Annotated in this window: 12 protein-coding genes; all 12 read right to left on the bottom strand. The window is 51.4% G+C overall.

Annotation, left to right across the window (positions count from 1 at the left end; all coding sequences use genetic code 11):
* Positions 1–461: 461 nt before the first annotated feature.
* Entirely contained in the window at positions 462–926 is a 465-nt protein-coding gene (locus NZ653_09285; GenBank protein MCS7287314.1) for a cytidine/deoxycytidylate deaminase family protein, read from the bottom strand.
* A 1-nt stretch (position 927) separates the two neighbouring features.
* Positions 928–1581 carry a uracil phosphoribosyltransferase gene (upp, locus tag NZ653_09280; protein ID MCS7287313.1) on the bottom strand — a complete coding sequence of 218 codons (654 nt, stop codon included), beginning with the start codon at positions 1579–1581 and terminating at the stop codon, positions 928–930.
* Between the two features lie 35 nt (positions 1582–1616).
* On the bottom strand, positions 1617–2432 hold the full coding sequence (gene rsmG / locus NZ653_09275) for a 16S rRNA (guanine(527)-N(7))-methyltransferase RsmG (protein ID MCS7287312.1): 816 nt from the start codon (positions 2430–2432) through the stop codon (positions 1617–1619).
* A complete protein-coding gene (locus tag NZ653_09270; GenBank protein ID MCS7287311.1) occupies positions 2429–2989 on the bottom strand; it encodes a hypothetical protein in 561 nt (186 codons plus the stop codon). Before NZ653_09270 ends, rsmG begins: the two co-directional genes overlap by 4 nt.
* On the bottom strand, positions 2986–3642 hold the full coding sequence (locus NZ653_09265) for an endonuclease III (GenBank protein MCS7287310.1): 657 nt from the start codon (positions 3640–3642) through the stop codon (positions 2986–2988). The genes NZ653_09270 and NZ653_09265 overlap by 4 nt, the downstream gene beginning before the upstream one ends.
* Complete coding sequence (locus NZ653_09260; GenBank protein ID MCS7287309.1) at positions 3603–4238, bottom strand: DUF2085 domain-containing protein; 636 nt, start codon at positions 4236–4238, stop codon at positions 3603–3605. The genes NZ653_09265 and NZ653_09260 overlap by 40 nt, the downstream gene beginning before the upstream one ends.
* A complete protein-coding gene (locus NZ653_09255) occupies positions 4239–4925 on the bottom strand; it encodes a cytochrome c biogenesis protein CcdA (protein ID MCS7287308.1) in 687 nt (228 codons plus the stop codon).
* A gap of 3 nt (positions 4926–4928) precedes the next feature.
* A complete protein-coding gene (locus NZ653_09250) occupies positions 4929–5600 on the bottom strand; it encodes a heme exporter protein CcmB (protein MCS7287307.1) in 672 nt (223 codons plus the stop codon).
* 4 nt (positions 5601–5604) lie between these two features.
* Positions 5605–6030: a Holliday junction resolvase RuvX gene (gene ruvX / locus NZ653_09245; protein MCS7287306.1), complete on the bottom strand. Its 426-nt coding sequence runs from the start codon at positions 6028–6030 to the stop codon at positions 5605–5607.
* Positions 6027–7466, bottom strand: a complete 1440-nt coding sequence (locus tag NZ653_09240) for a baseplate J/gp47 family protein (GenBank protein ID MCS7287305.1) — start codon at positions 7464–7466, stop codon at positions 6027–6029. The genes ruvX and NZ653_09240 overlap by 4 nt, the downstream gene beginning before the upstream one ends.
* A 45-nt stretch (positions 7467–7511) precedes the next feature.
* Positions 7512–10235, bottom strand: coding sequence for an alanine--tRNA ligase (gene alaS, locus NZ653_09235; protein MCS7287304.1), 2724 nt, complete (start codon positions 10233–10235; stop codon positions 7512–7514).
* A gap of 908 nt (positions 10236–11143) precedes the next feature.
* A partial coding sequence (locus NZ653_09230; GenBank protein MCS7287303.1) for a hypothetical protein occupies positions 11144–11431 on the bottom strand: 288 nt, incomplete at its 5' end.

Raw genomic sequence — 11431 nt, 5'->3', positions numbered from 1 at the left:
ACATTGTGGAGGAGGTCTTGAATGCCGGCCGCAATCGCACCATAGTGGAGATCTGAAGAGCGTCGGTTAGGGAAACATTCTAGTGCTTGGGTGTGCCGCAATCGCTGGAGGGTGGGGTTGTGATGGGGGGGGGGGTGTGGGGGGGGGGGTTTGGGGGTCTTCTGGGGGGTGGGGGGTGGGGTGTGTGTTGGGGGGGGTGTTTATGTGGGGGGGGGGCAAACATTTGTGGGGGGTTGGGTTGCTGGGGGGTTGGGGGGGTGGGAGTAGAAGTGAAAGTAGGGGTTAGGGTAGGGATGGGAGATGGCCATATGATAGGTGTGGATTCAGGCTTTCGGGGTGGGGCAAAGGCCAGAGCCAGAAATCCGAGACAATAGCAGGGTATAGTGGCAAGGATTACAGCTAAAAGAAAGCCGTAAGTGAGCTTTTGCGCCTGGGTAAGGTTAGAGTACCATTCCCTGAAGCTAATGGTTGTTCCCTCCTATCAAAGGAAAATAAACCAGTTCTACCTTTGCCTCTTGAAGCATCTGCTTGCCCAGGTCTTCAGGGTAAGGGGCGCCATAGACTACCCTTTTTATGCCTGCATTTATAATCATCTTGGCGCAGGTCACACAGGGCTGGTGCGTGGTGTAAAGGTCGGAACCTTCAATAGGGACTCCATAGAAGGCTGCCTGGATTATGGCGTTCTGTTCGGCATGGAGGCCACGGCACAGTTCCTGCCGGTAACCAGAGGGGACCCCTTCTTTTTCCCGCAAACAGCCTATATCAAGACAATGGGGTAGACCTTTGGGGGCGCCATTGTAGCCTGTGGCGAGGATGCGTTTGTCTTTCACTATTACAGCCCCAACCTGGCGACGCAAACATGTAGAGCGCTCCGCCACTTGGCGTGTTATTCGCATGAAATATTCATCCCATGATGGACGTGCCATACTAACCCGTCCTGAACTGGCGGTCTCCAGCGTCCCCGAGGCCTGGGACGATGTATCCGGCTGGGGGATCGCCGGGCTTTTGAGGTTCAGGGGTCAAGTATTTATCCACTGCGGCCACAAAGATATCTATATCCGGATGGGCCTGGTGCAATTTTTTAATCCCCTCGGGAGCTGCTATTACTCCCACGAATTTTATCCTCGGTACTTCAATACTTTTGAGGAGATCACCCGCCATCGCGGCCGACCCACCCGTGGCCAGCATCGGGTCCAAGATTATGGCTACCTGGGCGGTAGCTTTTTCGGGAAGGCTTGTGTAATACTCAATGGGCTTCAGGGTTTTGTGGTCCCTATATATCCCGATATGCCATACCTGAGCTCTTGGGATGAGCTCTAAAGCAGGTTCTATCATTCCAAGGCCAGCTCTGAGGATGGGGCAAAAGGCTATTTCTTCAATAATGCGGACTCCTGTCGCTGTGCCTAAGGGCGTGGTTACTGGCTTTTCCTCCACCTTCAGGTCCCTGGTGGCTTCGTAGAGAAGAAGCCAGGTGATTTCTTTCAGAAGCTCGCGGAATCGTTTGGGCTCGGTGCTTATGTCTCTCAGAAGGGTCAGCTTATGTTGGACCAGTGGATGGTCGGAAACATAAACTTGCCCCATTTTCCCTCCTTAGCTCTGAGGTTGACTTTATTCTATCATGCCCATTCTTCACCGTCAATTTTGATGGAATCGATCACCGAAAGGCCAGAAGCTCCACCAGCTACAGGACCCTTCTCCTTACTGACCTTCAGAGGGCGTTTGGCAGGAATTCCCGGGCGCCTCGGGTAGAGTAGGGGAGTAGAAGACTCCTTAGCTATCAGGAGGAGGTAGCGAGAACTTTCAAGGCCCTGGGTCTGAACAGAGTGAAGTCTTACCACTTTTCCCCCCAGAAGGTTTATAGCTTCCAAAGAGATTTCCAGTTCCTGGAAGATTTTGGGGCCCTTGTAAGCCACCACGTAGCCTCCGATCCGGCAGAAGGGTAGCAGGTATTCAGCCAAGGTTGGGAACTCCGCAAGAGCTCTGGCTACTACCCAATCGTATCGCTCTCGGTGGTTTTCCTGGCGGGCTATTTCCTCAGCTCTGCCCCAGATTATCTCCACCCCTTCCAGTCCGAGGGCTTCTTTGAGGTGTTCAAGGAACTGGATTTTTTTCCGGGAAGAGTCCACAAGGACAAGATTTATCCCAGGAGTAACAATTTTAATCGGAATCCCGGGGAAACCCCCGCCGGTTCCCACATCCACAAAGTTTATCTTCCGGCCCGAGGAAACTGCTTCCCTGAATTCCGGAATCTCGTAAATGGTGAGGGAATCCAGAAAGTGTTTTACCTGGACTTCGTTGGGAGCGATGAGGGAGGTTAAGTTTGCTTTGCGGTTCCACTTCCTGAGCTCGTGGTAATATACCTCAAAAGCCCGTAGCTTTTCAGGGTCAAGCTCCAGTCCCAGTCTCCTGGCCCCAAGGATAAGAAGGTTCATCCTTTCTCCTCTGTCTTCTGTAGGCGTCTCTCCTGAAGGATGGAGCTTATCCTGGCGTTGAGTTCTGTGGGCTCTTTTACCAGAAGAACCAGAATTTTTTTCCTGGGCTCAAACAGGTATTTGCCGAAAAGGAGCCTCAAGCTGGCGTAGTCGTAAGGGAATTCTTCCAACTTGAGCACTATTACTGGCTCAAACCAGAAAGGTTGCAAGAAAATCCGCTGGGACCAGTTCTGGTGTGCGGGCTCAAAGATTTTGCCGAAGACCCCGTAGTATGTTTCTACTATTTCGTCGTAAGGGATAAAAATTTCGCCGAAGAGGGATTTTATTTCAAGGCCTTCAGCTGCAAGCTTCACATAGCTGGAGCGAGATATAAGGGACGTCAAAGCGGCAAGGGAGAAGGAGGCCAGGGCCATTAAAACCCAGGGCCACCGGGGCATTTTGAGCCAGGGGGAAGGGAGCAGGCTGAAGCAAAGGGATACAATGAAGATCAATAGAGCCTTCCCCCGGATTGTATCCTTTAACCTTTCATAGGTCAGGAATGGATATCTTTTCCTCATGCGCTTCCCCTGTAAAAATCGCAGAGGTCGTTCAGCACGCAATCCTGGCACCTGGGGTGGCGAGGGGAACAAACCTTACGGCCATGTTCAATCATGTTGAGATGAAAGGAGTAATAATGTTCGGGCGGAATGAGGCTTTCCAGGATTTTATGAGCTTTCTCTCGGGTTGTCCTCTGAGAGATGAGCCCAAGCCTTTTGGAAACTCTGAAGATGTGAGTATCCACCGGGAAAGCCGCCATCCCCAGCCCGAAAAGGAGGATTATAGCCGCTGTCTTCGGCCCAATGCCTTCCATGGACATGAGCCATTTCCTGGCCTCTTCCAGGTCCATTTTTCGCAGGAAAGAAAGATCAAGGGTTCCGACCTCGTTCGTGATGCGCCTGAGAGCCTGCTGGATTCGGAAAGCTTTCTGACGGGAAAGGCCCGCTACTCTTATCGCCTCTTCCACTTCTTCCACGGGAGCGTCTCTCACTTCTTCCCATGAAGAAAAACGGGCTCTGAGCCTTTCAAAAGCTCTGTCCCGGAGGGCATCATTGGTATTCTGGCTGAGGATAGCAGAAACCAACAGGGTAACGGGATCCCAGCCCTTTGACCCGCCTTTATCACCGTACTGGGTCAACAGCCTTCGGTGGATTTCCCGGATCTTTTCTTCCATTTTTCCTCCGCGATTTCTCTGGCCTCCTGAAAAGCCGCTTCTATACGGGGATACAGAGTCCAGACGAGTCCCGCCCCGAAGAGGGAGCCGCTGAAAATCCTCCCGGGAGGTGTGCTTTCCCTAAGCCCCAAAAACTGGGTTAAACCATCAACAGCTATTGGTATGCACAGGATGAGGAAACCCTTGAAGGGAAGAGGTTCAAGTTTTCCCCTTACCAGAGAGAAGGCGAGCCCTGCCACCAAGATGGAAAAATATATGGCAAAATCTCGTTCACAAATGGCCATTTTATACCCGATTTCCGGATTTCCGATGAAAGCTCTCCGCTTCGCAATGTTACCGGCATCCGGCCCCATGGCTTCCCGAATTTCGTTCAGGGTATAGTACAGCTTGGGGCCTATGAAGAAGGAGCGTTCCGGAAGCTGATGGCAGGTAATGCTGTAAAGGGAATAGATAATCCTGGCAGGCTCAGTGAAACCAGCGACCATAAGGATAGGGGCCAGTATAGTGGGGAGCAGGAAAAGCGCCACAGCCAGGTTGACTATCATCAGCCAGTGTTTGATTGCCTGATAAGCCAGCCATTCAGCTATTCTGTCCAACTAAAGACCTCCCAGCAACCTGAAAGTATCGGTAAAAAGCAGGAAGCCCACAACAATGAGAAAAACACCTGTAATCCAGGAGAGGTAATTCCCGTAGCGGCTGGCTCGGCGGAGCCATCGGCTCAGGGGCAGGAGGGCAGCTCCAACCGCCAGGAAGGGAATTCCAAGTCCGAGAGAGTAAGCGACCAGGAGCAAGGCTCCCTCCCATGCTGTGGCAGAATTTCCGGCCATTAGAAGTATCGCCGCCAAGATTGGCCCCACACATGGGGTCCACCCCACTGAGAATACAATCCCGGCCAGAAAGGATGCGCCGTATCCTGCGCCCGCGCCTGGATTAAAGGGGATTTTTTTCTCCTGATAAAGGACAGGGATTTTCAAAAGTCCCATAACATGCATGCCGAAAAGAACGATCATAATTCCCCCCACTTTCTGAATGAGAGGTAAGACCCCTTTTAATAGCTGGCCCAGAGCTCCGGCCGAAGCTCCCATAAGAGTGAAGGCAAAGGAAAAGCCCAGGACAAGGGAGAGGGCGTGGAAGAAAACTTTCCTCCTGTTACCTTTTTCTTCAAGGGAGACTCCGCTCAGGTAGCCTATAAACGCCGGGATGACCGGCAGGACACAGGGTGAAAGGAAGGAAAGCACTCCAGCGCTCAATGCCACCAGCAAGTTTACTTTCTGGGGCTCCATCCCTCACTCCTCCAGGACGTATTCAAAGGTAAGAAGGGAAATGGCGGTAAAAAGCACATCAAAAACCACCATAAGCCTTATCCAGTGGGAGGCCTCGGATAAAGGTGAGTTGTCAAGAATTACTCCGGTAGCTTTGACGGCTGAAATCATTATGGGAATTGATACGGAAAAGAGAAGCACTGGGAGCATAATTTCCCTGGCTCTGGTATTGATGGCCATAGCTGCGAAAAGAGTGCCAACCCCTGCAAACCCGAAGGTTCCAAGAGCCAGGACAAGGAAAAGAGCAGGTCGGAAAAGGTTTACATTAAATAGAGCGGAGAAAACAGGCAAAGTCAAAAGCTCTACGGAAGCCATAAAAGTTACATTTCCAAGCCATTTGCCGAAGAATATGGCACTTCTATCCACCGGGGCCAGGAGGAGGCCTTCAAGGCAGCCCTTGTCCTTTTCCAGGATAAATGAACGATTGAGGCCCAGGACCCCAGCAAAAGCGAAAGCCACCCACAGAGCCCCCGGAGCCACTTTTGTCACATCTTCCACCCTTAATTCAAAGGCGAAATTGAAAACAAGGGTTACCAGCATCACGAAGACGAACATGGAGCTGAAGATCTCCCTGCTTCTCCATTCGGTTAGAAAGTCCTTTTTTACGATGGCCCCCACGCTTTTCCAGTAATCCATGGGTTCAGGCTCTCCTGAGAAAATCAAGATAGCTTTGGAGGATTAAAGTGGCGGAGGCAGCATCAACCCGCCGCCGCATTTTCCCGGCTTTATAGCCAGCCTGCCGGAGGAAAGCTTCAGCCTGCGCAGTGGAGAGGCGCTCGTCCCATAGCACAATCTCTATTTCCATCCCTTCCTTCCTGAAAGCATCTTCAAGGGATGAGAGGAACTCCTTAACTTTCAAGGCCTGAGGCCCCTCTTCCCCCCGCAGAGTCACCGGGATTCCCACCACCACGGCTCCTACGCTCCACTGGCGGAAAAGGTGAGGGATTTCCTCCAGGGCTTTCTCTGCTTCAACGAATCCTTTTGGGAAAGCTATCATCTTTTCTGGATCACTAAGGGCGATACCTATGCGTTTCCCCCCTATATCAAGCGCAGCTACTCTTTTCATCCGGCTTTCACCCTGATTTCTATCCTGAAGGGGAGCCATGGAAGCCTTCCGAACCAGCTCGGTGAGACTTCAATGGAGGGTTCAGAGCGGAGGGGCAGGGTCTTCAGCTTCTCCATAGCTTTCGGAACAGGCAAGCCTCTAACCTCATCCCGCACTTGCCCTTTGTTTACCCTGGCAACGGCAGGAGCTTTGGCTTTTAAGGTTACCAGATATTTACTATCCTTTTCTTCCCGAGCCTCCAGAACTTCAAAGTTAATCTCTTCTCGCAGGAGTTCATATCCCGCCTGAACGTGAGGGGAAAGAAACTCAACCGCTAAGGTTCTTAAATCGTTCCTGTTTACCGTCAGGGCCAGGGCCACCGCTTTAAGCTCAAGGTTAAGCTGGTCAGCCGCCTCATCCACAAAGCGATCGTAGCTTTCCTGAAGGGGCACAACGGTTATGGTCTGGGGTATAAGGAAAGAATCGGCTGGGAGCTGGTTCATAAAATCCTGATAAGCTTTCTGATGGAGGTTCTGCAGGACCATAGCTTTGAGGCGTTCTTTATCCTCTCTTGTGACCACATTAACGGGCTTCAGGGTTCCTCCTGAAGTGGGCATAGGGTTGTAAACCTGAACTTTAAAAGCCAACACTCCTTCAATCCTGTTTATGAGATAGGCATCCACGTTGCCCTGAGGCCCTGGATCTACCGCTACAATCGGGGCTTCCGCCTGGCTCTGGTAGTAGGCCGGGAGAGTCACTGTGGTTACGGTAGTGAATTTAACGTTTTCGCCCGTGGAGGTGGAAACTACTGTTCCTGGAGGTATCGTTACTTCTTGAGCAGTCTTGTTTATGAAAACCACAGTCCCGGAAGCTTTTTCATCGGGCACATATTTCTGGGCGGAAGTGGGAACGGAACCTTTACCTGAAAGCTCCATCCGCAGTTTTTTGGCAGGGACAACGGCTTCCGCCTTTTTCAACCGATTCACACTCGGGTCAGCTTTGATCTGGAAAGTGGCTTCAATGGGCTGAGTGAGGGGAGCAAGCTCTATTTTAGCCGAAGGGATGAAAAAAGCTATCCCGATAAGGAGGGTGAGGAGAAAAGGCAGGGTGATGAGGAAGAGAGCCAGGATGGAAGGGGCTTCCTCCGTTCTGGGTTCAGGGCGTAAAGCTTGGAAAGCAGGGGTTTTGAAGGCCTCTTTTTCGGAGGGCCAGGCTTTAAGGCCAGCTTCCTTCGCTAAGGAACGGATAAGAGGGTCTTTTGTAACTAAAACAAGGTCCAGAGCCAGATCACGAGCTTTGCGGTTGAGAAGCTTCAGGTTAATGAGATTGGAAAGGGCCTTTTGACCTGGAGGGACCACGAGGACAGCGCGCTGCCCTCTGATCCAATCCAGCCGTTCTCTTATTGAGATTATGTCCTCTTCTCGGTCCAGTTCAATCCTTGTCAAAAGTTCATCCATAACTATTGAGGCAATCCGGAGGCCATAGAAAGTATGGTGCCAGGCTTAATCTTTGAGAGCACTGGCTACCAGGTCCGGAACCAATCGGAGAGCTTCTTCTATACGGGATTTATCGCGCCCTCCGGCCTGCGCCATGGTGGCTTTACCTCCTCCACCTCCACCCACTACTTTGGCTACTTCTTTTATGAGGTTGCCGGCATGAAGGCCTCTGCTCACCAAGTCTTCAGTGATAGCGGCTATGAAGAAAGGCTTACCGTTTATAATTGTGGCTAAAGTTACAACCGCACTGCCCAAGGCCTCCCGGAGCCAGTCGCTCATTTCCCTCAGGATATCTTCATTTTCCACCTCATCAATTCTGGCAGCCACCACACTGACATCCTTTACTTTTATGGCTTTGTCCAGGAGGCTTTCATACACCTTGCGAGCCAGTGCCCTCTGGAGCTTTTGGATTTCCCTTTCTTTGTTCTGAAGCTCACCCATGAGGGCCAGGACACGCCGGTCTACCTCTTCGGGGAGGCAGGAGAGGAAAGCGGCGGTAGATTCCAGAACCCGCAGGCGTTCCATCACCAGTTCCTGGGCGTATCGGCCTGTAACCGCTTCTATTCTTCGCACTCCTGTCCCGACCCCCTGTTCCGAGAGGATGTGGAAGAAACCGATTTCTCCGGTAGTGGATACGTGGGTTCCTCCGCAAAGCTCTTTGCTTATAATTTCATCGGGATGACCTATCATTAACATCCTGACCTCTTCCCCGTATTTTTCTTCAAAGAGGGCAATGGCTCCCTGGGCGATGGCTTCTTTATAAGTGGTGTGGACGATCTGGACAGGGTAATTGGCCAGGATTACATCGTTCACCATTCTTTCAAGGTCGCTTATCTGGGTCTGGGTGAGCATCCCGGTGTGAGTGAAGTCAAAGCGCAGGCGATCTGGAGCTACCAGAGATCCTGTCTGGTAAACGTGTCTGCCCAGCAATCGGCGGAGCTGGCTGTGGAGGATGTGAGTGGCTGTGTGGTTCCGGGATATATCCATCCTCCTTTCAGCGTCCACAGTAGCCCAGACTTCATCTCCCACCCTTGCGGTTCCCTCTGTTATTTTGCCCTTATGGATTATGAGCCCTGTGATCGGGCGAAGCATTTCTTCTACTTCCATCTCCCAAACGGTCTCTTCGCCATCAATAGAGCGGGTACAGGTTATCCAGCCGGTGTCGCTAACCTGTCCACCGCTTTCAACGTAGAAGGGGGTTTGAGGCAGGATTACTTCCACTTCATCGCCTTTATGGGCTACGCTTACCCTTTCCCCACCTTTCACTATGGCTACGACTCTGGTCCTTACCTCCAGATGGGTTTCATAGAGGTGCTCGACCCCTTCTTCAGGGAGAGCTTTTTCTCGTTTGAGTTGCTCGTAAAGGTTGCTGTAAAACTCGGCTTTCTTGAGCTCCTCTTCTTCCATTTCAAAGGTGCGAGCAGCACGGGCTCTTGCCCTCTGAGCTTCCATAGCCCGGTTGAAACCTTCCTCGTCCACCTCAAATCCCCTTTCCCGAGCCACCACCCTGGTCAGGTCAAGAGGGAAGCCGTAAGTGTCGTAGAGGTAAAAAGCCTCCTCACCTGGGATCACCTTTAGTCCTCTGGAAGTAAGCTTTTCCATAAGCTCATCCAGAAGGTTCAGGCCCACATCCAGAGTTTGCTGGAACCTTTCCTCTTCCTGGGTTATGAGGTTTTTAATGAACTCCCGGCGCATGATGAGCTCGGTGTAATGGTGGCCCATGATTTCAATCACCTTATCGGCGATGTGGGCCAGGAAAGGCTCCCGGAACCCTATCTTACGGCCATGGCGGGCTGCTCTTCTCAGGATCATCCTCAGAATGTAGCCCCGTCCCTCATTGGAAGGCGTTACCCCATCGCCCACAAGGAAAGTAATGGCTCGTCCATGGTCGGCTATAACTCTGTAAGAGACTATGTTTTTCAAAACCTGCTCATCTGAATGGCCAATAAGGTCGCGGGTTTTCAAAATAATAGGCCAGAAGAGATCTGTTTCATAATTGGATTCAACCCCCTGCATCACTGCTGTTATCCTTTCCAGGCCCATGCCTGTATCTATGCTGGGGCGTGGCAATGGGGTCATGGTGCCGTCGGGGTGCAGTTCATACTGCATGAATACCAGGTTCCACAATTCCCACCACCGTTCGCATTCCACTGCTGGGGAACAATCTGGCCTATGGCAGGTGCAATATTTTTCTCCACGGTCGTAAATGATTTCGGAGCACGGGCCGCATGGGCCTGTGTCGCCCATAGCCCAGAAGTTATCCTTTTTGCCCATCCTGACGATTTTCTCGGGGGGCATTCCGGCCACTTTTTGCCAGAGCTCCCAGGCTTCATCATCTTCTTCGTAGATGGTGGCCCAGAGCCGCTTTTCGGGGAGCCCCAGCTTTCTGGTGAGGAATTCCCACGCATAAGCGATGGCTTCTTTCTTAAAGTAATCCCCGAAGGAGAAATTGCCCAACATTTCAAAGAACGTATGGTGGCGTGGGGATGGCCCTACATTTTCCAGGTCATTGTGTTTACCGCTTACCCTCATGCACTTCTGGGCTGAAGTCGCGCGGGTGTAGGAACGCTTCTCTATGCCCAGGAATACATCCTTAAACTGGACCATCCCTGCATTGGTGAAAAGTAGAGTTGGGTCGTTTTCAGGGACAAGCGAAGAGCTCGGGACAACAGTATGGCCATTTTCGGCAAAAAAATCCAGGAAACTTTTCCTTATCTCCGCACTAAGCATCACTCCCCCTCCCCCGTTTTAAAACCATTTTAGCCCAAAATTGCAATGGTGTCAATTTTTTAGCCCCAGTGACCATAACAGACCTGGTTGGCAAATTTCTGAAAATTCAAAAAGGAACTTACAATTTCCCTCTTCTGCACAGCAGGAACGCCGCTGGTTGAGAAAGAGGTTAAGCCTCTGGTAGAGACGACTTTTGCCACTTTCAGGAGGTGGTGGGCAATCTTGAATTAAAACATCAGACTTTCCGGGGTTAAACAGAGGTCTACTGGTTTACCTCTGTCACAATCATGAAGGGCGACGCAACATTGATTTAGCGCGGCACCAGGCACTGCACCCCTCATACATAACACAGCTGGTACACTCAGGGGGAATCATTGCTCGCCATGCTTTCATCCTTGATGAGTGCCAGATTTCCTCAAAGGATTGAGTAAGGAGGTTTCCCACCAAATATGGAGCATGGTTATAGGGGCGCACATTGCCCCAGAGGGTCCACGGTTATGAACGCTTCCCCGGCCAGACAGCCATCGAGCTAAACTAACCTCAACGTCGTCATATACAGTGGAAGTGGCCCTGCACACTTATAAATTGGCCTTTGCTCATTGCCGAGGAGGAGCGCATCAGTGGCGCCTAAAGCCATCTACATTCAAATCAACTATTCCACGACTGGACTACAAATACCTCCACACTCACGCTCAAACTCTCAGGTAACGGTGATACACGCAGGTCAGTGTGACCACTGCGGTTATTATGTGCAATGGCTGAATGGCCGTTTAGCCGAAGTTTCCCACGATTTTGAAGAGGAACCGCGAGAAAAAACTCCTGATGTACATTAGCTGGGCGGATCTATAAATCATAAGCCGCGCCAGAGCTTGATCTAAACGTGGCTGCCACCGTATCATAAAGGTTGCTCAATACATACCGTGAGCGGGTAGATTGCTTTCCAGAATCCTGCCGTCTTCCATTACAATATAATAGTCAAAGAGATTGGGGTCCACTGGCACGTGGCTTATGAGGAAAATTTGGTCAAAGTTGCGTGCGATCTCCCCTTCAGTAAGGAGATAGAGAAACGCTTCGATCCTATCATTATCAAAGGACCCGAGAGGCTCGTCAAGGAAAATAAAAGATGGCGCCACCCCCCTTTCCTCGGGAAGCGCAGCTAAAGCGAAGGCAAGCCGAAGGATGAGGGAGAATTGGTC

The sequence above is a fragment of the Anaerolineae bacterium genome (assembly GCA_025062375.1).
GTDB lineage: Bacteria > Chloroflexota > Anaerolineae > SpSt-600 > SpSt-600 > SpSt-600.
Note: the sequence above shows the minus strand (reverse complement) of the source record. Positions and strands in the feature narration are given on the sequence as shown.